Raw genomic sequence first — 23,053 nt, forward strand, 5'->3', positions numbered from 1 at the left:
CCTCCAGCCGCGGCGCGCGCTCAGCGAAGCACGTTCAAGGCCTGCGTGACGAGCAGCGCATTGATGAAATCGATGAGAAAGGCGCCCACGATGCTCACCGCGAAAAACGCCTGGGGCGCCGGTCCCGATTTGCGCACGATCTCGTTCATGCAGGCGAGCGAGTTCGCCGTCGTGCCGAGCATGAACCCGCAATACCCGCCTGCCATGACCGCCGAGGTGTAACTGCGGCCCATCATCCAGTAAATGGCCGTCCAGCAGAGCCCGATCGTGAGCACGACCTGGCCGACCAGGATGAAGAACACGGGGAGCGCGAGCGTCCGGAGCTGCCAGAGCTCCAGCGTGAGCAGCGCCATCACGATGAAGAGCTCGAGCGCGACGGCACCGATCTCCTCCATCTTCTTCTGATCGATGCCCGCGAATTGAAAGCGATCGTCGAGGTTGCGCACAACACCGGCCACGATCATCGCCCCGATGTACGCCGGGAGCGTGAGCTTCCAGGCCGTGAACTGCGCCGAGAGCAACGAGCCGAACGCCATCGCCACGCCGAGCACGATGATGTGCACGAGGTAATCGCCGTGCTTCTCGGAGGGCCCCGCGTCGATGTCGATCTCGGGCACAGGCATGGCGTCGGCCTCGCCGGGGCGCAAGGTGTGGCGGCGAATCAAGAAGCTGCCGACGAACCCGCCGAGCAGGCCGCTCACGATGATCCCAAAGACCGCCGACGCGAGGCCAATCGCGGTCGCGCCCGGGACGCCCGCCTGCTCGAAGACCGGGCCGAACGCGAGCGCCGTCGCAGGCCCGCCCGTGAGCGATACGGCGCCGGGAATGACGCCGAGCAGCGGCGGCAACCCCATCACCTTCGCCGCCCCCGCGCCCCAGCCCATCTGCGCGAGCAGGCCAAGGACCGATGCGCCGAGGAAAATGGCGACGCGCTTGCCCCCGAGCGCGAGCAGCCGGAGGCTCGCCGTCATCCCCACGGTCGTGAAGAACGCGATCATGAGGATGTCGCGCAAGGCGAGGTCGAACTTGAAATTGCAGACACGATCCCGCAAGGCGAGGCCAACGATCGCATACACGAGGCCGCCGAGGATCGACGCGGGAATGCTGAGCCGCTCGAGGACGGGCAGGACGCGCCGGATTCCGCGGCCGAGGACGAGCCCGAAGCAGCCGAGCCCGAGGACCTGAATGGACGAGACTTGAAAGGTAGGGACATCCATGGCAGGACCGCGCGCGCCTCAGGGCGAAAGGACGCCGGTGATCGCCTCGGCATAGGCGCGGCTGCTCTGGACCTGGAGCGGCGCCGTGCTGTCGAACTCGTCCCGCACGCCGATGCGAAGGTAATAATAATACCCGACGTCGAGCAATCCATCTGGAATACGCAGCACGGGCTCGTTCGTCGAGAACGAAGCCATCGTCCGCGTGAGTTGTCCGCCGGGATCGAGCCGCCGGAGCGTGATGACGTACGCCGCGGCTTTGCCGAGCGAGGGCGCGCTCCAGGTCACAGTGGGCGTCTTGCCAATGCCGAGGAGCTCGCCATACGCAGGCTGATCGTTCACGCGGATGTCGAGCGGCGGGCCGAGCGGCGGCGCAACCGCGCCGGAGAACGAGGAGACCGGGCCGCTGCGGCCGATCGCGACGGCCGTGGTCTTCGGAATGCCCGTGGGCATGACGTGCGTCACGGCATACGAGACCTGAACGGCGGCGACTTCGGCCCACCCGTCGGGGAAAGGAGTGCCATACACGAACTCGGCCGGGGGCTGCGCCGCAGGAAGGCCGGAGAACAAGAGCAAATCGGGCGTGGGAGAGACGCTCGTTCGATCCGCGCCCCCCGGCTCCACGCCGATTCGAACGTCCTTGCCCGCGATCGTCGCCTCGGGATGCACGCTCGCGGCGAGGGCCTGGAAGGCGGCGTCATCGAAAGAAACGGCGAGCTTCTTCGGGGTCGCATTCACGAACGTGCCCTCGACAGGCGTGGTCGCGCCGTCGGCGAGCGTAAACGATGTCGGCCCGAAGGCCTTGCGCACGGAGCGATAAGGCGCCCCGGGGCCGGCCGTCCCGACCATTTGCGTGAAATAGACCTGGTCCCCCGCGTCGCCCGCGACGAGGTTCGGCACGACGAGCTCCGACGTGGCTACACGAAAATCGGTGACCTGCGTGGCGCCCATCGCAGGCTGCATGCCGTTCGCCGGGGGAAGCGTCCCGATCGTGCCTGCGCCGAGCGAAAACACTTCGATGCTCGACCCTTCCCCCCAGGCGCTCAATCCATCTAACGTGAGCTCGAGCTCCGTCGTGCTCCCCGTCGCGATGGGCTCGGCGTCGGGGCGGCCCACGAAGACGCGGCCGAGATCGATCGTGCGCGGCGCGCCCATGATGAACCGCGGCGGCCTCGTCCCCGTGCCAAAGAGCTCGGTGAAGCGGAGATCGTAAGGCCCCTCGGGGAGATCACGAATGCGGAACGTGCCGTCCTCGGCCACCTCGGCGACGAGCTCCCGCGGCGCGCCGTCCTCGCCGGGGACGAGCGCGGCAATCTCGAATTGCCCGGGATCACGAACGTTCGTCGCGTCCCCCCCCTCGGTCAGGTGGAGATCGACGATCGTGCCGGTGACGTCGAAAAACGGCGGGTTGGGGGTTTCGCCGCCGCCGCTGCAGCCGAGGGCCCCGAGGAGGCATATCGAGGTAGCACCGAGGAAGGACCGCATGGCCCGCCGTACCACGGCGAGGCGGCCGCGAGAAGCCCGATCGCCCGGCGAAACGTCCGATCAGTCGCGCAAAACGACCGCGAGCTCCAGGACGACGAGCGACATCGCCCCCGCGAGACCCTCGCGGCGGAATGATTGCATCGTCACGGTGGAGCTCGGCTTGCCCATCGCCGCCATGAGGCCCGAGAAGTAGCCGATCTGCATCGGGACGAACCACGGCATGATCCAGATGGGCAGCGCGCTCTCGACGACGCGGATCCGATCCGGGCCCTGACGCTCGACGTCCCATTCTCCAAAATCGTAATACCGGCCGGCGAGCGGGCGCAGGCGCGAATGGATATCGTCGGTCGATTTGCCCTGCAAGAGGGCCCGATACGCGTGCTCCACGTCGTGCGCGGCCTGCGTGCGGCCCTGCTGGTGCGCGAAGACGTCGAGCGGGATGCGCGCGAGCGAGGCGAGGACGCCGCTGCCCGCCACGAGCGGGAACATGTCGTAGAAGCTGCTCGCGAGAAACGGCTGGTCGAAGAAACGTTGCAAGGCGGGCGTCGGCAATGCCGCGGCGAACGCCGCCGGGCCGCCCTCGACGCGGGACGTCACGAGGTGGGCGAGCCCCCGATACGCGATCCCTTTGCTCCGAAAGGTGCCCTCCCCCGGCGGACATGGCAGATCCAGGTACCAGGCGCGCTCGCCCGTCGCGGTCGGCGGGCGCGTCGAGGGGCGCGAGGAGGGGCGCTCCGAAGAGATCGGCCCCCAGGTGTCCGTCAAGCGAAGCGTGCCTTCGCCCGATGACGGCGGCGGGCGGCTCGGCCCCCACGTGTCCGTCAGGCGAGGCGCGCCTTCGCCCGACGACGGCGGCGGGCGGCTCGGCCGCGACAATCCGCTGCTGAGCGGTGGAATCGCTGGCACACGTTCACTCGGGCGCTCCAAGGAGGGCGGGGCGACGGACGGCGGCGGCGGGGTCGTTCGACGGGGAGGCGGTTGCATGCCGGAACCCCGGCGCGATCGGCCGGGCGATCGGTAGGGTAAACGATCCGGGGCCCCGTGGCGAGCGAATCGAAGCGCGCGTGGCTCACGCGGGTTCGAGGAGCTTCGACCCCACGTACATCCGCGCCATGCTCTCGATCCGATCAGCCTGCTTGGCGTCGAAGAAAGGGGGAACACCCGTACGCGAATAACTCATCACGTTGTCGGTCACGTCGCTGTGGCCGAGCCCGAAGAAATGGCCGAGCTCGTGCGCGAGCGTGCTCGGTCGTGCGCTCGCCGCGACGATCACCCAATGCTTCGCCGGCGTCTTTCTGTGCCGCCAGTGCACGCCCATCGAAGAGCTTCGGATCGTCCACGTCCCGCAGGGATGCCACGATCATCACGTTGATCCGCTTTGCCTCGAGGTGCGCGGCGAGCGCGTCCCTGTCGGCGCGCGTCTCGAGCCTGGCGAGCGCCGGCGGGAGCACGCGCGCGGAGGCCTTGCGCAGCGTGACGCCGATCGGCGTGAAGAGCCTCGTCGCCTCGGTGATCTGCTCGGCGATCCACGTCTCGTTTTGCACGGCGACGCCGTCCTCCTCGGCGACGGCGAACGAGAGCGGGAGCGCGGGGATCGGGTCTTTTTCGGGCTTCTTCGCGAACGCGCGCCGCGAAACGAGGAGCGAACCCGCGAACACGAGGCCCGACGAGAGGATGGCGCGGCGGGAAAGCATGGCGAGGTCCCACAGCATAATCGATCCGGGCGGACGCTGCGAGCGTGCGAGCACGACGCGGCGCGGCCAGGCACGCGCCCTGCCTGGGATCCCGTGCATGCAGCACTCTGCCGTCGTGGCCATCATTCACGAAGACGAAGCCGTGGCGAGGTCGCTCGCCGAAGAGATCGAGGCGTCGGGCCTCCACGCGGTCACGGCCGCGCTGGGCTCGCTCGTCGCCGCGCCCGAGGAGGCGCTCGCGCTCTTCGCCCGGCACGATCCACGCGTCGTCGTGTACGACGTCTCCCCGCATGACGAGAGCGTCCCGTTTCTCACGTTCCTCCGCGGAACCAAGGTCGGCTCGCGCCCCGCGTTCGTCCTCACGACGACGGCGGAGCACGAGCACGAGCCGCTCCTCCGCGAGGCGATCGACCTCCGGAGTTGCCCCCACGCGGTCGACACCCTCGTCTCCGCCGTGACGCGGGCCGCCTCCGCCCGCCGAGCCGCCTGATCCGCGCCGATCCAGGGACAGTCTGGAAAACCGACGCACCGCGTCTTGACATGTAACACGTCGCGTCATAGATAGACGGACACATCCGAACGGCGTCCGGGGCGGGGTTCGTGCGCCCAGGGCGGCGCATGGCTGCGCGATTCGCGCGGGTCCTTCGTGGGGCCACGCGCGACGCATGGCCCTGCCGGACGAGGGCTTTCCAACGAAAAGGAGGCATCCCTTATGGTCGAGACGCAAACCCAGAGCGAGACGAAGATCCCGAGCCTGCAGGACGTGAAGGCCGCGTCGGCCCGTGTCGAGCAGAAGGCGCGCGAGGTGTACGACGTGCTGGTCGATGCTTCCGTGAAATGGGCGGGCTTCAGCCTCGGGTACGGGCGCACCGCGCTCACGACGAGCGCGCGCGCCCTCGAACGCGCGGCCGAGCGGCTCGCGACCCTCGAAGAGAAGCTGCCGAAGAAGGCCCCCGAGGCAGCCGCCGAGGAGAAGGCGGCCGCGTCCGACGCGACGAACGCCGCGCCGGATCCGAACGTCAACTGAGCTTCGTGCCTATTCGAGCCAGCTCTCCTCGAACGTCATCCCGATCGGCAGCGGCGCCGTCGCGCCGCTCTCGATCATCCCCGCCACCGGATACGCGCAATAATCCAGGCTGAAGGCCCCCGCGGGCCGATGGTTCCCAGACAAACCAATCCCGCCGAACGGGAGCTTGCTGCTCGCGCCCGCGGTGCCGGTGTTGACGTTCACGCAGCCGGCGCGCACTTCAGCGAGGAACCGCTCGATCGTGCCCGCGTCCTTCGTGAAGATCGAGGCCGCGAGCCCGAACCGCGTGGCATTCGCCTGCGCGATCGCCTCGTCCACCGAATCGACGACGACATACCGGAGCAGCGGCCCGAACACCTCGACGTCCGCGCCAGGCCCGTCCTCGGAACGCGTGAACCGATCGACACGAACGACCCCCGGCGAGAGGAAATGGCCGCCGGACGGGGATTCGAGGGCGCGCGCCGCGAGCCGGATCTCGGCGCCCCCGGCCGCGAACCGCTCCTGCGCCGCGAACACGGCCGCGCGCGCCTCCGCCGAGATGATCGGCCCCATGAACGGCTGCGGATCCGCGAGCGGATCCCCCACACGAAGCTTCGAGGCCATCTCCACGATCGTCCGGATGAACCGCTCGGCCACGGCGCCGTGCACGACGAGCCGCCGCGTGCATGTGCAGCGTTGCCCCGTCGAGACGAACGCCGAGCGCGCGACCTCGATCGCGGCCTGCCGCAGATCCGCGTCGGGCAGGACGACGGAGGGGGCATTGCCGCCCATCTCCAGCGCAAGCACGCGGCCCGGCCAATCGAGGCTCGCTTCGAGGATACGCCGGCCCACGGGCCACGAACCCGTGAAAAGCACGCCGTCGATGTCGGCGTTCGCGACGAGGCGCGACGCGACGCTCGCACCGCCGTGCACGAGGTTCACGACGCCCGGGGGCGCGCCCTCGGCGTCGAGCGCCTCGGCGAGCCACGCCGCGAGGGTTTGTCCAACCGCCGGGGCCTTGTCGCTCGGCTTGAACACGACGGTGTTTCCCAGCGCGAGCGCGGGGATGATGTGCCCGTTTGGCAGGTGCGCGGGGAAATTGAAGGGGCCGAGCACGACCATGACGCCGTGCGGGCGGAACCAGGTGCGCCCGGCGCGCGAGGCCGAGAGTGGAATTTCGAAGCCCGAGACCCGCCGGAGCCCGCCGTGCTCGGAGGCGTCGAGCGTGATGTCGACCTTGGCCGCGAGCAGATCAGCCTCGGCGCGCGCGTCCCATAGTGCCTTTCCCGTCTCGTCCGTGATGAGGCGGGCCATCTCGGCCGCGCGCGCCTTGCAGAGGTCGCGGAAGCGACGGAGCGCCGCGAAACGCCGCTCGGCGGGGAGCGACGCCCACGCTGGCAAGGCGCGCCGCGCCGCTGCGACGGCCTCGTCGGCATGCGCGGGGTCGGGGCTGCCCTGCCAGACGATCTCGGCCGGACGCGTGGGGTTTCGCGAGGCGATGGCGTCGCCGGGGAGCGGGACCCAGCGTCCTTCGAGGAGATCCGACGGCCCTTGCGCGAGGAGGGGAGACATCGGGCAGAAGGGTCCCGGGCGCCCGGGCCCTTGTCAAGGCCCGGCGCCGCGCGAACGTCTCTTTTATTGCGGGGCGAACGCGACGCCGCGGAAGACGGTATTCGGCGGCGCGATCGTGGCGATGACGATCTCGGGGAACGCCGAGCCGTCGTCGAAGAGCGTGAGGACCCGGTTTTCGTTGTTCTCCGCGGTCGTCGCCACGACCCGCACGCCGCCTCCCGAGGGCGTCGCCGCGAGGCCCCGCACGCCCGCCGTGCCGTCGTTCCACGTCGCCGCGAGCGACCACGAGAAGCCGTCGAACGTCCATTTCTGAATTCCGCCGCCGTTCGCCGGGCTCCGATCATCCGCGATGTAAAGCGTATCCGGGCCTGCGATGCCGGCCGAAAGATCCAGCAAGACAAACCCATACGGGCTCGCACTGGCGGTGGGCAGGCCCGGGAGCGACGTCGCGGTTTGTCCGACCGATGTGGGGAGGCCCGAGCCGACCGTGAAGACGTTGACGAACGTGCCCGCGCCGGACGTCGCGTAGAGCTGGCCTCCGGAGACCTGCACACAGCGCGTATTGAGCGGGTTCGCGAGGATCTGCGTGGGCGCGTTGGAGCCGAGCGTAATATGATGAATGCCGCCGGACGTGGCGCTGTTGCCCGAGACCCATATCGACGTGCCATCCGAGGACGTCGCGCCGCGCACGTTGCTGGCGTTGAACGCGCCCGAGAGCAAGGTCGAGGTGTTCACGTTGCCGAACGCGTCCACCCGGCCGACGACGCGCGACACGAGCTGCGTGCTCACGTTCGGCGCGCCCACGTCGGCGACATACCCGGCGAGGAAGACGTATTTGCCATTCGCCGAGAGCGACAGGTGACCTTCGGAGGACGCCGTCCCCGACAACGTGAGATTGTAATTCGAGCCCGAGATCACTTGCGGCATCGCGGTCGTCCCCGGCGACCCTGGCATGGCCGAGCCGTCCGTGAGGCGCCACTCGATGGTGACGGGCGACGCCGCCGAGGAGAGCGTCGTCACGCCGTCGCCGATACGCAGGAGCACGATGGGCAAAGGCCCGCTTCCGCCGCCGCCGCTGCCGGAAGACGAGGACGAACCCGATCCGCTGCTCGCGCTGGATGAGGACGACGACGCACCCGCGCCCGAGCTCGACGCGCCGCTCATGCCACCGCTGCCGCCCATTCCTCCACTGCCGCTCGAGGATTGCGCGGGCCCACCCCACCCGTCGCCCCCCTCGCCTCCTGCGCCGCCTTCACCGCCGGGACGGGTATTCCCCTTGGCGCAGGCAAACAGGACGAGCGGGACGACCGCAAACGAAATGGCGACGAAGGATCGATTCGAGATCAAGCACGCACCTCCGGCAAAGCGTTCGGATACCCACGGAGTATTCCGGATTCGTCAGGGCCGCAAGGGTGAGGGAGGGAGGAGCGGTCAGAGAACGTCCTGGCCCTCTCGGGCACGAGGGCATGTAAGATCACTGCGCTCCCGACGTTCCATGGCACACGGCATGAAAACCGGACTTCTGCGCATCACGCTCCTCGCAGGCTGCCTCTCCACGGTGGCGCTCGTCGCGCCCGCGCAGGCGAGCGTGGGCGAAGAAGGCGCCGAGATCGCCGGCCCCGAGACGGAGCCCTCGGCGCCGGCGCGTCCTCCGCTCGAAGTCGCGGGTGGCGATCTCCCGCCGCCGCCGCCTCCGCCCCCGCCTCCGCCGCCCCCACCGCCGCCGCCGCACCCGCCGCTCTCGGACTGGTACGTGATCCATCCGGGGATCTTCCCCGAGGCCGACGCCTTCGTGGGCCTCACCCAGATCGGCCTCGTGAAGAGCGCATCAAAAGAATTTTACGGCCTGCTCCAGTTCGCCCCGTACGAGAGCCGAGCCGATCGCTTCGTCGGCGCGATCCAGCTCGGCCTGTTCACGTCGCGGATCGAAGAGAGCTTCCACGGCGGTTTTCAGGTCACGCTCGGGAAAAACACGGCGGCCGCGTTTTACGGCATCGGGCAGCTCGGCCCCTGGAACGACGCCGAGCGTTTCATCGGCGGGCTGCAGTTCGGGGCGTACAACTGGGTCCACGACGATCCTGAGGACGGCTTTGAAAGCAGGATCGTGACCGCGGCGCAGATCGGCGCGTTCAATCAGCTCGAGCGCGCGCATTTCTACGGCCTGCTCCAGCTCGGCGCGGTCAACCACGTCATCGACGGGGATTTTCACGGGCTCCTCCAGATCAGCGCGGCCAACCGGAACACGAAGGACTTTTACGGCGCCTCCCAGGTGGGCATCGTGAACGAGGTCAAGGGCGATTCCTACGAGATCCTGCAGCTCGGCTTCGGCAACATCGTGAACGGCAAATTTTCGGGCGGATTCCAGGCCGGCAGCTACAACGGAGCGGGCGCGTTCGACGGCATCGGGCAGGTCGGGCTCGCCAGCTTCATCAAGCAGGACTTCCGCGGCTTCATGCAGGTGGGGGCCGCCTTCAACGCGACGCTCGAACAGTATCGCGGCGCCCTGCAAATCGCTGGGGTCCTCAATCTCGTCGGCAACGACTTCCGGGGCGTCGTGCAGGCCGCCGCGTTCAATGGCGTCGGCGACGACGCGTATATGCTCGCGCAGCTCGGCGCGGTGAACCTCACGTTCAAGAACCACCACGGCGCGCAGCTCGGCGCGGTGAACCTCACGAACAAGAACCTCTATGGTTTGCAGGCCGGGTTCATCAGCGGCGCGGGCGAGGTGTACGGTGCGCAGCTCGGCGCCGTGAACCTCTCGCGCGAATTGAAGGGCGCGACGTTCGGCGTCGTGAACGTCGGCGGCGAGGTCACGGGGCTCCAGGTCGGGCTCGTCAATCGAGCTGCGCGGCTGCGCGGCGTGCAGCTCGGCCTCGTGAACCTCTCGAGCGAGGGCGGGCTGCCGTTCTTGCCCGTGATGAACGTCGGGCTCTGAACCCGAGCGCCGGCCGGGTCCGGATCTTGCCCGGCCGGGACTCTGCCAGTTTTCCCGGGAACGATCAACAACTATGTACGGGGGGGCCAAACGATCCCGCTGCACCCCTGGGTGTAGGCTGGTTCTCGGATGTCCTCTCCAAAATCTACGGGTCGGACGAACTGGGTGGTTTGTCTTCCGCGCATGTTGTGGTAAGGGGGAATCCTCGCTGACGAGAGGTGACCCATGCCCCGACGAACCGAACCCAGCCCCTTTTCCTCCAAGGTCGGCGCGCGCATCCGCGAGCTCCGGCTCGAGCGCAACATGTCCCTGCCCGCGCTCGGCGAGGCGAGCTCGATTTCGAAGGGCCACCTCTCGAACATCGAGCACGGCTTCGCTGCAATCACGATCGAGACCGTCGATCGCATCGCTCGCGCGCTCGATATCCCGCCCCTGTACATCCTCGCCTTCCCCGCGGAGGATGAGCGGGCCCGCATCGCCGACGCCCTCCGCAAGCTGCCGAAGGGCGACTGGAAGAAGCTGCGGAAGGAAATCGAAGGCCGGGCCGCGCCTGCGCCGAAGAAGCGCGGATGACGAGCGCCCCCCGGGGCGCCGCGGAGGCCCTCGGGGGTGGCGGACGTCCGCTGTCGTCGCGCCCGCCGGTCACGTTGCCCTCGACGTATCGAGCGTGGCGCCACGCGGCGTGTCATGAATGGGCAGCATGGGATGCGCGGCGCGCCGCATGTCCCGACCGAAGGAGGGTTCGACGTCATGACAGGCTGGACGATCGGGTACGGCGGTCTCTTGACCGCGCTCGGCATCGGGGGGTTCGTCGCGACAGGCAGGGAGCACAAGACGGCGCTGATCCCCGCGGGCGTGGGCGCGGCGGCGCTGGGGCTCGGCCTGCTCGCCCGTCGGGGTTCGTCCCGGAAGGCCGCGCTCGTGGGCGCGACGGCCGTGGCAGGCCTCGGCCTCGCCGGCGCCGCGCGCGGACTCGGCAAGCTGCCTGCGCTGCTCCGCGGCGAGCCGGTCGAGCGGCCTGCGGCGGTGATCGCCCAATCGATCATGGCCGGCACGTCCGCGGCCTACCTCCTCGCCGCCGTGCCTTCCCTGCTCCGCGACTGAGCCCTCCCGCGAGCGGCTATCGTGGTACGCTCGCGTTTGCATGACGCGCCCCTCGTATTCGCTCCGCCAGACGTGGCTGTCCGACCTCACCGAGCGATGCCTCGATCCCGGGTTCGTCCGCGCGGTGCAGGCCGGGACGCGTGAGGCCCTCGAAGAGCTCGTGGAGCGCCCTCATGCCGGCGTGCTCGAATTCCCGCTGTTCTCGACCGAGTACATGGAGGCCCTCCTGCGGGAGATCCACGCATTCGAGCACGCGTGCCGCCACCGGAGCGTGCGCCCGCTCCGGCCGAACAGCATGAACAACCAGGGGGTCGTGCTTTCGGAGCTCGGGCTCGAAGACGCGATGGATGAGCTCCTCTACACCTGGCTCGCGCCCCTCACGAAGTGGGCATTCCCGGAGCATGACGGTTCGAGCCTCGATCACCAGCACGCGTTCGTCGTGGAGTATGCGGAGAACGGCGATACCGACCTCGGGTTTCACGTCGACGATAGCGAGGTGACGCTCAACGCGTGCCTGGGGCTCTCGTTCGAAGGGGCCGAGGTGTACTTCCGGGGCGCTCGTTGCGACGCGCATCGGGAGGACCCGGCGAACGACGCGGAGGCGTGGCAATGGCAGCCCGCCGCGGGCCGCGCGATCTTGCATGCGGGCGCCCACCGGCACGGCGTGCATCCCTTGCGATCCGGGCGGCGCGTGAATCTCATCGTCTGGGCACGCAGCTCCAGGCACCGCCGCCTTCACCGAGCGCCGCACGAAGGCCCCACGGCGTGGTGCCCGCGGTGCGAGGCGGCCTGAGACATTGACAGGCCAAGCGGGCGCGGCTCTACTCGCAACGTGCTCGTACGTGCATGTCTCCTGGTCCTTCTGCCGCTCGCGATCGGCGGATGCTCGGGTCCGCCGCCTTCCTTCAAGGAGGCGGAGAACCTCGAAGCCCAAGCCAACTTCGAAGAGGCCGCTCAGAAGTTCGAGCTCGTCTGCGCCGAAGGGCCGGCGAGCCCTGAATGCCAGCAGAGCAGCGCACGGGCCGCGGGCGCGCTCGGGACGGCCGCGACGAAGGCCGTCGAGAAAAATGAATTCGGCAAGGCCGAGCGCCTGCTCCTCCGCGCCCTCGCCTCCGCGGACGAACCCACGGCCAAGGACATCGAGGCCCGCCTCGGCAAGGAGGACCTGACCGAAGGCGTTCGCTTCGAGCAGGCCGCCGCCGATACGGACAAGGCGCGCGCGTTCGATACGATGAACGCGCTCGCCGCCGGAAGCACGCCCGCCGCGGCGCTGGCGAAGGCTTGGGTCGAGAAAGAGCGACCGGGGCTGCTCGTGGCGCAGGTCAAAGCCGCGTGCAGTCCGGAGCATCAGGGCTCGTGCGCCGAGACGTTCGAGAAACTCGAAGCGCTGCCCGAGAAGCCGCCCGGTGAAGGCGAGGCCAAAGCCGCTTACGACGCCGAGCAAAAGCGCACGGAGAAGGCGCGCGCCGAGCTCGACAGGTTCGTCGCCGTCTTCGCGCAGCGGGGCAAGAAGGACCTGGCGTTCAACCTCTGCTTGGCCGAGAAGGCGAGCGAGATCGATGCCGAGTTTCAGCGCATCCGCGCCTGCGAGGAAGACATCTACGCCGACGGCAAATCCGCCTACGAGCGGTTCGAGGCGCGGCAGACCGAGGACTCGCTCTTTCGCAGGCGCCTCGCGACGCTCGGTGATCCGGTCGCCATTGCGAGGTACGAGGCGCGCCAGAAGGGCGCCCTCGCGACGGGGGAGGATCCGAAGAAGGCCGCGGGAGGTGCGAAATGAGCCGATCCATGGTGCAGGCCCTCGCCGTCCTCGCCCTCGCGCTCGCGGGCTGCGATGCGGCCAAGGAGCCGATGTCGAAAGCGAGAGAGGCCGAGGCGGCCGGCAAGGTCGCGGAGGCCAAGGCGCTTTATGCCGAGGTCTGCAAGGCCGCCGAGAGCTCGCCGTTTTGCCCCGTGGCGAAACAACGAATCGAGGCCCTCACGGTCCGGGAGGCGACCACGCTCGTCGCCGAAGGGCAATCCGGCAAAGCCAAGGAGCTGTCGGCGACGGTCACGGATGCGCCGGCGAAACGCGCGTTCGAGGCGCTCGCAAAAACGCGGGCGATGAGCAGCGCGGCCGCGTTCGAGGAGGCGAACGCCTCGGCGGACAAGGCTGCGGCGCGGGCCAAGATGGAGGAGCTCGCCGGGCAAAGCTCGCCGGTCGCGGACAAGGCGAAGGAGTGGCTCACGAAGAATGGCCCGGCCCTCCTCCTCGACGAGGTGAAAGCCGCGTGCAAGCCGGACGGCACCGGCTCCTGCGTCGATCTCGGCAAGAAAATCGCCAAGCTCTTCCCCACGAGCCCCGAGGCCAGCGAGGCGAAGGCGCTGGTCGACGCCGAATACAAGCGCCTCCATCCGCTCCTCAAGCAGGCCGAAGCGCTGCTCGTGCAACGGCTGGAGATTTCCAACTGGAAGAGCAAATACGACCTCTGCCTGAAGCAGGCGGAGCCCTCCCCGGGGGGCTACGAGATGCAGGTGTGCAAGACGGAGGTGGGCATTCCCGAGGACCGAGGGGATCCCTTCAGCACGAGCTTCCTCGAAGGGGCGTGGAAGAAGAAGCTCACGGAGATCCACGATCCGGGCTGGGTGAAATCCCTCGAGGACCGGTGGGGGAAGATCGAAAGCGACGGGATCTACGATCCGGCGAGCTTGCCCAAGCCGGGCGAGTCGAAGTAGCCGTCGTCCCCCGCACATTTCGGCGATCGCACGCCCCCCCATTTTCTGTGATCAACGTGCCCCGGACCGGGCATGGTAGAGACGTGGCCACCGCTCTTGCCCATGTCCTCCCCGCGTTCGCCGCGCCTTGCGTGGCCGCCGGGCTCCGTTCGTCGAAACGGAGGGTGAGCGCGTGACCCTCGTCTCCGACCTGGACATCCTCTTCTCGGGCGCTGAAGTCTGCGACGCGGAAGAGCCTCGCACGGTCGAGGAGGGGTGGGCCAGGGGCGGCGAGGGCGGCGCGGAGAAGGCGCGGCTCCGGGGGATGGTCGACGCGCATTTCGACGCCGTGTACGTGGCGCTCCGGCGGCTCGGGGTGCCGGCGGCGGAGCTCGATGATTGCGCCCAGCAGGTGTTCGTCGTGGCGTCGGGGAAACTCGCGGCCATTCAGCCGGGGCGTGAGAAGGCGTTCTTGATGGGTACGGCCGTGCATGTCGCCTCGCACGCCAAGCGCGCGCAACGCCGGCGGCGCGAGGTCGCCGAGGCGGACGAGGTGGCGGACGCACGGGCCGATGCAGGGCCTCGGCCGGACGAGATCGTGGAGCAACGGCGCCTGCGGGTGCTGCTCGACGAGGTGCTCGCGGCGATGCCGGAGGATCTCAGGACGGTGCTCGTGCTCTTCGAGCTCGAAGAGCTCACGATGCAGGAGATCAGCGGGGCGCTCGACTTGCCGATGGGCACGGTGGCGTCGCGGCTCCGGCGCGCGCGCGAGCTCTTTGCGAAGATCTCGGCGCGGGTCGTGGGGACCCAAGGAAGGGGGCGGCCGTGAGCGAGATGCGCAGGCTGCTCGACGAGAAGGGGGACGACGCGGCGACGGCGCTCCTGCGCTCGGCGCGGGCCGATCGGGCGCCGGCGGGCTCGAAGGCGCGGGCCCTCGCGGCGCTCGGAATCGAGCCGGCGCGCGGGGTGAAGGCCATCGAGATTCCGGCACGGGACATCAACGTGCCTCGCCTGGCGACCCCGATGCGGCCCGAGAGGCCCGCGCCTCGCCCGGCGCGGGCTGCGATGGCCGGCGCAAAGCGATCGGCGCAGGCGACGCCGCATGTGTTGTTCCAGAGCGTCCTCGGGCCGACCGGGAAGCCGGTTGGGTTTTTCCAAAAAGGACGGCTCGGCGCTGGGCTCGTGGCGGCGGCGCAGGTGGTGCTCGTCGGAATCACGCTCCTTTCGCAGCCCATGCATCGGCCCGAGGCCTCGAAGGGGCCCGCGGACGAGCCGCAGCAATACCCCGAGCTCCAGCTCGGCGCAGGGATCCCCGTGCCCGCGCCTCGCGCGGAGGCAAAGGGCCACGACGCGGAGCCCCATCGCGTCGCGACGCCCGCGAATGCTCCGCGCGCCGTGCCGAATGCGGTCACGCCGCCGCTGAAGGTGGCCATGACGGACGAACCTCCCTCGTCCGAGGCCCCCCGCGCCCCCGAGGACGTGCCCCCGCAGATCGCCCGGGTGGAAAGCGCCGGCTCGCCCGAGGTGCTCCCGGCCAAACCCGAGACGCCGAGCGCCAGCGTGCGCCCGTTCGAGCAAGGGACCATGTCCCAGCCGAAGCGGATCGGCGGTCGGGATCCCGTGTACACGCGCGAGGCGCTCCAGGCCCGCGTCGAGGGCACGGCCCTCTTGCAATGCGAGATCACGGCGACAGGCGCCACGAGGGATTGTCAGCTCCTGAAATCCTTGCCGCACATGGACGGCGAGCTGCTCGCGGCCGCGCGCACGTGGCGATTCTCGCCGGCGACGCAGGGCGGACAGCCCATCTCCGTGCGGTACGTCTCGAAGGTCAATCTCGTTCTGCCGAAGTGAATCGGTCTTGAAATAGGGTTCTCCGGGACGCACCTCGCTCGTCCTGGAAAGGAGGCATTCGTGTTCGAATCGGCCATGGGCCGGTACGAGGGCGCTCGTCCGCACCTCGGCACCGGAGCTCTTCTCTCCATTGGCGCGCACGCGCTCGCGGCCGTCATCGTGTTCGCGATTCCCGGCAAAAAAGCCTCCTCGAACGAGGACGAGCCGGTCGTGGTGTTTCAGGTCCCGCCGAAGCCGGCGGCCTTGCTGGGATCTCCCGGCCCCGCGGCGCCCAAACCCCCGCAGGCCGCGCCGCCGAAGACGCCCCGGCCGAAGCGCCCGCAGGTCCCGATCCTGACGAACGAGCTGCCCCAGGTCGAGCCGACCGAACCCGAACCGGCGAACGAGCCGCCCGCCGCCGCGACCGGGGACGGGGCGACGGCGCCGGACGGGACCGGCAATGGGGGTGATCCGAATGGCAAGCCCGACGGCGTCCTCGGCGGGGATCCGACCGGCACGGGGACCGCGACGCCTCCGCCGGAGCCGCCGCCGACGAACACCACGTTGAGCTGGACCTCCGAGATGGGCCGCCCCGTCCTCCTCGCCGGCCCTGCGCAGCCGCCCTATCCGAGCGACGCGGCGCGCCAGCGGCTCGAAGGCACCGTCATCGCACAATGCGTCATCACCACCGAAGGCAGGCTGCGGGATTGCCGCATCCTCAAAGGGCACCCGTTCCTCGACCCCGCGGTGAACACGACGCTCGCGCAGCAGCGTTACAGCCCGATGATGTACGGCGGCCGGCCCGTCAGCGTGCGTTACATCCTCACGTTCAAATTCAAGCTGCAGTGACGCGGCTTGGATCGAAAGGACTGATACACGGGCGATCCACCCTGGATCCCTTTTGACCCAATCCAGATCACCATCACGCCGAGCCGTTGCAGCCTCAATGGCTTGTTCCAGGCGCAACGCGTCATTCGATCCTCTGGCATGGACGGTGCCATTCGGATAGGATGGAGGGCCTGAACATGCGCTGGAACATTGGCTTGGGAGTTCGGTTGGGTCGGGCGGCGGCGTTCGGCGCGGCGATGTTCGCGTCGGCCTTCATCAGCGGGTGTGGCGGCGAGTCGCCGAACCAGCTCGCGGCGGCGGAGGAGACGTCGACGTCGGCGGCCAATGGGTACACCGACACGTACACGCAGACGAAATTCCCCATCGTGCTTTGCCACGGCATGGCGGGCTTCGACGAGCTGTTCGGCGTGGTGGACTATTTCCACGGCATCGAGTCGTCGCTCGCGTCGGGCGGCGCGCGTGTCTTCGTGACGCAGGTGCCCGCGTTCTCGTCCACCGAGGCGCGCGGCGAGGAGCTCCTCCAGCAGGTCGAGGAGATCGTCGCGGTCACGGGCGCCAAGAAGGTGAACCTCATCGGCCATAGCCACGGCGGCCTCGACATCCGGTACGTCGCCACGATGCGGCCCGACCTCGTCGCGAGCGTGACGAGCGTGGGCTCGCCGCACCACGGCGCCGACCTCGCCGATTTCCTCCGCGACAACATGACGGAAGGCGGGTTCTCCGAGGCCGTGCTCTCGCTCTTCGCGAACTCGCTCGGGACGATCCTCGGCCTGCTCTCCGGCCAGACGAGCCCGCAGAATTCCGTGGCCGCGCTGGAGTCGCTCTCGTCCGAAGGCGCCGCGGCGTACAACGCGACCTACGGCGCGGGCCTGCCGGCCGCGTGGTGCGGCGAGGGCGCGCACGTGGTGAACGGGATCCGGTATTTCTCGTGGTCCGGCACCTCGAAGGTGACGAACGTGCTCGACGTCTCCGATTACCCGATGGGCCTCACGGGCATCCTCTACGACGACGCAAACGACGGGCTCGTCGGCCGCTGCAGCTCGCACCTCGGCGACGTCATCCGCGACGATTACAAGATGAACCACCTCGACGAGGTGAACCAGCTCTTCGGCATCACGGCGCCCTTCCAGACGAGCCCGAAGTCGGTCTTCCGCGCCCACGCGAACCGCCTGAAGACCCTCGGCCTCTGACGTTCTTCCCAGCGAGGATGCGCGTGAACCGCCGCCGCATCGCCACGGGGTTCGCCCTCGTCACGCTCGTCGCCGCCGCCGGCATCGGCGCGTGGAAACGAGGCGGGGACGAACCCGCGCGCGCGGCCGAGACGACGGCCGAGACGCGCGGCGGCGACCCGAAAAGCGCGACTCGAAAAACCTCGGCGCCGCCTGTCCGACGCGCCGAGGCGAACGTCGACACCCGCGAAAAGAGCCCCTTCAAGGAAAAAGCCCGCTCGCTGCGCGGCACGGACGAGGACGGGGCCTTGCGCGTCGGGCCCGACGGATCCCTCCTCCTCGGTCCGGAGATCCTGCGCCTCTTCGATTACTACTTCACCACCGAGGGCGAGGAGAGCGACGAGACGATCCGCGCCCGGATCCTGGCAGCCATTCGCGAGCGGGCCTCTGGCCCGGCCGCGCTCCAGGCCGCGGCGCTGCTCGATCAGTATCTCGCGTATCGAAAAGACAAGGACGGCCTCGCGCTGCCGAAGGACGAGGAGGCCGATCCGACGGCGCGGCTCGAAGCGCTGAAGAAGCTCCGGCGCAAGCATTTCGGCGAGGAGACGGCGGACGCGCTCTTCGGCGACGAGGAGCACGAGGGCGAGGTGGCCGCCGAAGCGAGCCGCATTCGTCAGGACGAAACGCTGACGGCGGACGAGCGGGAGCAAAGGGTCGCCGAGCTCGAAGCGAGCTTGCCAAAAGGGGCGCGCGAGGCGCGGGAAGCCGCGACGTTGCCGCTCCGCGCGCGCGCCGAGGCGGATGCGATGCGCGCGGAAGGGGCGACGGACGAGGACGTGTACACGAAGCGCGTCGAGACGCTCGGCGTGGAGGCGGCCGACAGGCTGACCGAGCTCGACGCGCAGCGCGCAGCGTGGAAAGCGCGGATCGAAGCATTCCGGAAGGAGCGCGACACGCTCGCCGCGAAGACGCAGGACGAGGCCGCGTTCAAGGCCGCCGAGCAAGCGCTGCTCGATCGCTCGTTCACGCCGCTCGAACAGCGCAGGGTGCGGGCGACCTTGGCCATGTCGAGCAAGTGAACGAAGCCGCACCTTGCGCGTCGGGTTCCGCGCTGGTACGCGAGCCGCGATGCAAGGGCGTGTGCTCATCGTGGCTGGCTCGGACTCGGGCGGCGGGGCCGGTATCCAGGCGGATCTCAAGGCCGTGACGGCGCTCGGCGCGTTCGGGGCGACCGCAATCACGGCGCTCACCGCGCAGAACACGCGCGGCGTCTTCGGGGTGTTTCCGGTCCCGCCCGCGTTCCTCGCGCAGCAGATGAGCCTCGTGCTCGAGGACATCGGCGCCGACGCGATCAAGACCGGCATGCTGCATTCGGCCGAGGTGATCGACGTCGTCGCCGACGTGCACGAGCGCCTCGCGAAGGACGTCCCGCTCGTCGTCGATCCCGTGATGGTGGCCAAGGGCGGCGCGCCGCTCCTGCTCCCGGAGGCGCGGGAGGCGCTCATCGGCCGACTTTTGCCGCGCGCGACGCTGATCACGCCGAACGTGCCGGAGGCCGAAGTCCTTGCTGGACAAACGATCGACTCCGTCTCCGCGATGCGTCGCGTGGCCTCCGCGCTGCTCGCGCTCGGGCCGAAGGCGGTGCTCTTGAAGGGCGGACACCTCGAAGGGGCGAAGGTCACGGACGTGCTCGTCACGGCTTCGGGAGAACGGCTCTTCGAGGACGATCGCATCGAGACCACCTCGACGCACGGGACGGGATGCACGCTCGCCTCGGCGATCGCCGCGGGGATCGCGCAGGGGCTCGGGATGGAAGCGGCCATCACGCGGGCGCGGCGGTACCTCCGGCTCGCGATCCTGAAGGCGCCGGGCCTCGGGCACGGGCACGGGCCTTTGAATCACGCGGTGACGGTCGCGCCCTTCGACTGACTATTCGGGGATCGGCGGCTCCGAGAAGCAGCCGATGGTCGTGTCGATCCGGAAGTTCGATTCGCTCGTGTGCCGCTCGGCGAAGAAGAAATCGAGCGGGTAGGTCTTGCCCTTCTCGATGCCGAGCTCGGCCGCGCGCTCGTCGAGGTTCACCGTCGAGGTCTGCGCGCCGTGCACGCCCCCGAGGTCGATCACCTTCTTCCCGTTGATGAACGTGAAGAGGTCGTCGTCGCCCGTGAACGTGAAGACCTCGCCGCCCTCGTAAATGAACTGCGTCCGCAGCTCGAGGGTGAAGTGGTAGTTGTGGGTCTGGAACTCGTCGCCGAAGCCCTGGCCGTCAATGGGAAAAAACGCCGAGTTGGAGTACGTATACACCCCTCCCCCCGCGGCCATGAGCGGGATCTCGACCGGAATCGCGATGTTCACGCCCTCGACGTCGTTGAACCACTGATCGAAATTGGCTTTGCCCGTGGTCGTCGACGTCGTGGGGTTGCCCGCATAGACGGGTTTTCCGTCCGCGCCCAGCTCGTTCGTGACGATGCCCTTGTCGTCGCCGAGGAAATCCTCGAAATCCGGGTGCGCGATCTGGAAATCGCGCACGGTGGCCTTGAGGATGGGATTGCAGTTCGGATCGCCGCCGCCCGCGCCTCCACCCGCGCCGCCGACGCCCGAGGGGAAGAGCTCGCCGCCCTCCCCGCCCATGCCGCCCTGGCCCACGCCGCCTTGCCCCGAACCGCCGGCGCCGCTGCCGCCGGCGCCCGAACCGCCGGGGCCACCCGTGGCGCCGGTGCCGCTGTCCCCGCACGCGGTCGCCGCGCCGAGGAGGCCCATCATCCCAAGGACGAGCGCGAAGCGCCCCATCCGGCCCGCGTGTCGTGTCTTCATCATGGCGGGGATGGTATCCGCGCTTCGCGGGCCCTGTCACGCCGGAGCACGCGCGGACGCCGTGCTCTTCCCGAGCTCACTCCGCCGAAACGAGCCCCACCGGGCAGCTCACGCCGGTGCCGCCGATGCCGCAGTACCCGTCGGGGTTCTTCGCGAGGTACTGCTGGTGATAGTCCTCGGCGTAATAGAACGTGGGCGCTTCGAGGATCTCGGTCGTGATGTCCCCGTGCTCCGCGGCTTTGAGCGCCTTCTGGTAGGCGATACGCGAGCGCTCGGCGGCCATCTTTTGCAGGAGGCCGAAGCAATAAATGCCCGAGCGATACTGCGTGCCGACGTCGTTGCCCTGGCGCATGCCCTGCGTCGGATCGTGGTTCTCCCAGAAGACCGCGAGCAGCGCCTCATACGAGACCTTCGCGGGCTCGAAGACGACGAGCACGACCTCGTTGTGGCCGGTGCCGCCGCTGCAGACCTCTTCGTACGTGGGGTTTGGCGTGAACCCGCCGGCGTATCCGACGGCCGTGGCGTACACGCCCTTCGTTTGCCAGAACTTGCGCTCCGCGCCCCAGAAGCACCCGAGCCCGAACATCGCCTGCTCGGTGCCCTCGGGGAACGGGGGCACGATCCGCGCGCCGTTCACGAAGTGCCGCTCGGGCACACGCATCGGCGTGCTCCGCCCGGGCAGGGCTTGCTCCTTCGTGGGCATCTGCAGCTTGCGAGGGTCGACCTTGAAGAACATGGGCGTATCTTGGTGCGGAAGGCTCCGCACGGCAAGATACGCCCATCCGTCGGGGTTTTGATCAGCTCGGGTCGACCACGCGACCCACGAAGAGCACGGACTTCGTCGCGATGTCGCGGATGAAGAACAGGAACGGCTTGTCGAACGTGATCGCCGCGGGCTCGGGCGCGCTCGTCTCGCCCACGATGACCGCGGTCGCCGCCGCGGCCTCGGTCCCCGCCTCGTTCACCCCGACGAACGCCTGGTGAATCACGTCCGAGATGAAGAGCCCGCCCTTCCCATTGATGCCCGAGAGATCGGCTTCGCCCGTGAACGCGACGCCCATGCCGAGGGTCTTCAGTTGCTCGACCAGGCTGAACTTCGACTCGAACTTGAATCGCGGCATCCGCGTATCGACCGAGTGCTCGGAGAGAGCACCGACGACCTCCTTCAGGCGGGCCGCGTCGAAGCTCCCCTCGAACGCGTCGAGATCGTCCGGCAGCACGAGCACCATCGAGAGCTCGTTGCCGTCGTACGGCAGCTCCAGGGCCGCGTAATCCGCGCCCTGCGCGTAAGGCGCCTCGACGTAACCCTGCATCATGGGCACGGAGACCGAGCCGCCGTCGCCCGTCGTGAACGAGGCATCCTGCGTGTTCTCCTCCTCGAACGGCGTCCGCCAGGCCGCATTGAAGTACACGGCGTTCGTCAGCACGAGCCGCGTGCTCGCGTCGATCGATCCCTCCGCGAGGATGTCCTTGATCTTGCCCTCGGTCTTCTTCTCGACCCAGCCGTTGATCAGCGAGCGGGCCTCCTCCGTCCCCTCGACGTAATCGACGACGTTCATGCCGGCGCCGTAATTGAGGCCGAGCACGTCGAGGAACGCCGTCTCGAAGGGAAACCCGACCTGGCCCCAAACCGCGTTCGCGACGTTGAGCCGGAAGCCCTGGCCGTCCGAGCCCTTCGCGTCCTTGCCGCGGCTCGCGAGCGCGAGGTCGAGCTTGTTGAACGCCGGATGGAGCTCTGCCTGCGGCAAGGTGAAGTGCAGCGCCTTCGCCATGTCCGTCTCGGTTTGCCCGCGCGCGCCGGCCCAGGTCATCGCGAGCGCGCTGGAGATCGAGTGCGGGGAATAGAAGAGGTTGCCGGGCTCGCTGCGGAGGTTCTTGTAGATGTCGAGCGCGAACGCCGTGTTGCCATCGACGAGCGCGGTGAGGTGGTCGCTCGGCACATTCGGGTTCGTGATCCGCTGCGCGCCGGAAGTCACGACACAGCCGGGGGTGTTCGCGTCGTGGCAATCACCGGTATCCACGGCCCCGGGGGGCTCGGGCGGCGCAGACGAGCTGCAAGCAAGGGCGGAGAAGGAGAGAACCAGGGAAAGAAGAGGGAGCGTTCGCATGCTGGGGCCTCAAAGCAATCGGCGTGCCGCAGGCCGTTCTCCGTGATTCCATCGCGCTCGCGCCGAGAGCACGGCAGTGGTGTCGGTGGGCGGCTCAGGGTGGCACGGGGCGTCGCCGAAGCCCCAGATCCTCGGCCTGCATCGAGGGCAGAGGGGAGGCGCCATGCGCGGCCGGGCGCTCGCTACCTCGCAGGCCGAGGCGAGGAAATGATCGGCCCTGAAAAACATACAGCCCCGGGCTCCCCATGAGCCCCGGGGCCGGATCGCCGAGCGGGAACAATCGCGATCGATGTCATGGAAGCCCGCCCCGCGCGTCTCGTCAACTCGATTTCGACCAATGCAATTCTTTTGGTTCGAGGTTCGCCTTCGCTTATCGCCCCGGGCGGAGCGCGCCCGAACAGCTTCGAACCTTCGCGCAGCGCGGCATGCATTCGTGTGCGTGTCATGAATCGCGTCGGCGCTTCGGCGCCGCGTCGACGCGCCGCCGCGGGTGGTCATTCCAGGGCGCAGGCCCCATCCGACGAAGCACGATACGAGCATCGCGTGGGAAGGCCCGACCCTGGTAAGGTGGGGGCTCCC

23 protein-coding genes are annotated in these 23,053 nt (G+C 68.9%); 14 read left to right on the forward strand and 9 right to left on the reverse strand.

Annotation, left to right across the window (positions count from 1 at the left end; translation table 11 throughout):
* Positions 1–20 precede the first annotated feature (20 nt).
* The 4 genes from POL67_RS41990 to POL67_RS54395 form a co-directional block, all read right to left on the reverse strand.
* Complete coding sequence (locus POL67_RS41990; RefSeq protein WP_271926721.1) at positions 21–1,217, reverse strand: sodium/glutamate symporter; 1,197 nt, start codon at positions 1,215–1,217, stop codon at positions 21–23.
* An 18-nt stretch (positions 1,218–1,235) separates the two neighbouring features.
* Positions 1,236–2,699 (reverse strand): hypothetical protein, encoded by a 1,464-nt coding sequence (locus POL67_RS41995; protein ID WP_271926723.1) that lies wholly within the window; start codon positions 2,697–2,699, stop codon positions 1,236–1,238.
* Between the two features lie 60 nt (positions 2,700–2,759).
* The gene (locus tag POL67_RS42000; RefSeq protein WP_271926725.1) at positions 2,760–3,464 is read right to left on the reverse strand and encodes a hypothetical protein; all 705 of its coding nucleotides are present in this window, start codon (positions 3,462–3,464) and stop codon (positions 2,760–2,762) included.
* Between the two features lie 304 nt (positions 3,465–3,768).
* Positions 3,769–4,017, reverse strand: coding sequence for a matrixin family metalloprotease (locus tag POL67_RS54395; RefSeq protein ID WP_373372385.1), 249 nt, complete (start codon positions 4,015–4,017; stop codon positions 3,769–3,771).
* A 50-nt stretch (positions 4,018–4,067) separates the two neighbouring features.
* Between POL67_RS54395 and POL67_RS54400 the strand changes: the two genes are divergently transcribed.
* Both POL67_RS54400 and POL67_RS42015 read left to right on the forward strand, forming a co-directional pair.
* Positions 4,068–4,883: a response regulator gene (locus POL67_RS54400; protein ID WP_373372386.1), complete on the forward strand. Its 816-nt coding sequence runs from the start codon at positions 4,068–4,070 to the stop codon at positions 4,881–4,883.
* A gap of 222 nt (positions 4,884–5,105) precedes the next feature.
* Positions 5,106–5,420, forward strand: a complete 315-nt coding sequence (locus POL67_RS42015; protein ID WP_271926731.1) for a hypothetical protein — start codon at positions 5,106–5,108, stop codon at positions 5,418–5,420.
* 9 nt (positions 5,421–5,429) lie between these two features.
* Here the strand turns inward: POL67_RS42015 and POL67_RS42020 are convergent, their stop codons facing one another.
* Both POL67_RS42020 and POL67_RS42025 read right to left on the reverse strand, forming a co-directional pair.
* Positions 5,430–6,971 (reverse strand): aldehyde dehydrogenase family protein, encoded by a 1,542-nt coding sequence (locus tag POL67_RS42020; RefSeq protein ID WP_271926732.1) that lies wholly within the window; start codon positions 6,969–6,971, stop codon positions 5,430–5,432.
* Positions 6,972–7,034: 63 nt separating this feature from the next.
* Positions 7,035–8,318, reverse strand: a complete 1,284-nt coding sequence (locus tag POL67_RS42025) for a hypothetical protein (protein ID WP_271926733.1) — start codon at positions 8,316–8,318, stop codon at positions 7,035–7,037.
* 160 nt (positions 8,319–8,478) lie between these two features.
* On the opposite strand from POL67_RS42025, the gene POL67_RS42030 reads away from it, so the two are divergent.
* The 12 genes from POL67_RS42030 to thiD all read left to right on the forward strand — a co-directional run bounded on the left by POL67_RS42030 (position 8,479) and on the right by thiD (position 19,481).
* Positions 8,479–9,906, forward strand: a complete 1,428-nt coding sequence (locus POL67_RS42030) for an LA_2272 family surface repeat-containing protein (RefSeq protein WP_271926735.1) — start codon at positions 8,479–8,481, stop codon at positions 9,904–9,906.
* Positions 9,907–10,131: 225 nt separating this feature from the next.
* Positions 10,132–10,479: a helix-turn-helix domain-containing protein gene (locus tag POL67_RS42035; protein ID WP_271926737.1), complete on the forward strand. Its 348-nt coding sequence runs from the start codon at positions 10,132–10,134 to the stop codon at positions 10,477–10,479.
* Between the two features lie 177 nt (positions 10,480–10,656).
* On the forward strand, positions 10,657–11,010 hold the full coding sequence (locus POL67_RS42040; RefSeq protein WP_271926739.1) for a hypothetical protein: 354 nt from the start codon (positions 10,657–10,659) through the stop codon (positions 11,008–11,010).
* A 40-nt stretch (positions 11,011–11,050) separates the two neighbouring features.
* Positions 11,051–11,803: a 2OG-Fe(II) oxygenase family protein gene (locus POL67_RS42045; protein ID WP_271926740.1), complete on the forward strand. Its 753-nt coding sequence runs from the start codon at positions 11,051–11,053 to the stop codon at positions 11,801–11,803.
* A gap of 39 nt (positions 11,804–11,842) precedes the next feature.
* Positions 11,843–12,790 (forward strand): hypothetical protein, encoded by a 948-nt coding sequence (locus POL67_RS42050; RefSeq protein WP_271926741.1) that lies wholly within the window; start codon positions 11,843–11,845, stop codon positions 12,788–12,790.
* Positions 12,787–13,725 carry a hypothetical protein gene (locus POL67_RS42055; protein WP_271926742.1) on the forward strand — a complete coding sequence of 313 codons (939 nt, stop codon included), beginning with the start codon at positions 12,787–12,789 and terminating at the stop codon, positions 13,723–13,725. The genes POL67_RS42050 and POL67_RS42055 overlap by 4 nt, the downstream gene beginning before the upstream one ends.
* Before the next feature lie 172 nt (positions 13,726–13,897).
* Complete coding sequence (locus POL67_RS42060; RefSeq protein ID WP_271926743.1) at positions 13,898–14,533, forward strand: RNA polymerase sigma factor; 636 nt, start codon at positions 13,898–13,900, stop codon at positions 14,531–14,533.
* 5 nt (positions 14,534–14,538) lie between these two features.
* On the forward strand, positions 14,539–15,555 hold the full coding sequence (locus POL67_RS42065) for an energy transducer TonB (protein WP_271930993.1): 1,017 nt from the start codon (positions 14,539–14,541) through the stop codon (positions 15,553–15,555).
* Between the two features lie 60 nt (positions 15,556–15,615).
* Positions 15,616–16,383 (forward strand): energy transducer TonB, encoded by a 768-nt coding sequence (locus tag POL67_RS53945; RefSeq protein ID WP_271926745.1) that lies wholly within the window; start codon positions 15,616–15,618, stop codon positions 16,381–16,383.
* Between the two features lie 176 nt (positions 16,384–16,559).
* Positions 16,560–17,573, forward strand: coding sequence for an esterase/lipase family protein (locus POL67_RS42075; RefSeq protein ID WP_271926747.1), 1,014 nt, complete (start codon positions 16,560–16,562; stop codon positions 17,571–17,573).
* 23 nt (positions 17,574–17,596) lie between these two features.
* Entirely contained in the window at positions 17,597–18,631 is a 1,035-nt protein-coding gene (locus tag POL67_RS42080) for a lipase secretion chaperone (protein WP_271926749.1), read from the forward strand.
* 49 nt (positions 18,632–18,680) lie between these two features.
* The gene (thiD, locus tag POL67_RS42085; RefSeq protein ID WP_271926751.1) at positions 18,681–19,481 is read left to right on the forward strand and encodes a bifunctional hydroxymethylpyrimidine kinase/phosphomethylpyrimidine kinase; all 801 of its coding nucleotides are present in this window, start codon (positions 18,681–18,683) and stop codon (positions 19,479–19,481) included.
* Here thiD and POL67_RS42090 read toward each other — a convergent pair whose 3' ends face one another.
* From POL67_RS42090 to POL67_RS42100, 3 genes are all read right to left on the reverse strand, one after another.
* Positions 19,482–20,369, reverse strand: coding sequence for a fibro-slime domain-containing protein (locus POL67_RS42090; protein WP_271926753.1), 888 nt, complete (start codon positions 20,367–20,369; stop codon positions 19,482–19,484).
* Between the two features lie 73 nt (positions 20,370–20,442).
* Positions 20,443–21,102: a peptide-methionine (S)-S-oxide reductase MsrA gene (gene msrA / locus POL67_RS42095; RefSeq protein WP_271926754.1), complete on the reverse strand. Its 660-nt coding sequence runs from the start codon at positions 21,100–21,102 to the stop codon at positions 20,443–20,445.
* A gap of 61 nt (positions 21,103–21,163) precedes the next feature.
* Positions 21,164–22,474, reverse strand: coding sequence for a serpin family protein (locus tag POL67_RS42100; protein WP_271926755.1), 1,311 nt, complete (start codon positions 22,472–22,474; stop codon positions 21,164–21,166).
* Positions 22,475–23,053 lie beyond the last annotated feature (579 nt).

Origin of the sequence: Polyangium mundeleinium, from assembly GCF_028369105.1 — a bacterium.
Lineage (GTDB): Bacteria > Myxococcota_A > Polyangia > Polyangiales > Polyangiaceae > Polyangium > Polyangium mundeleinium.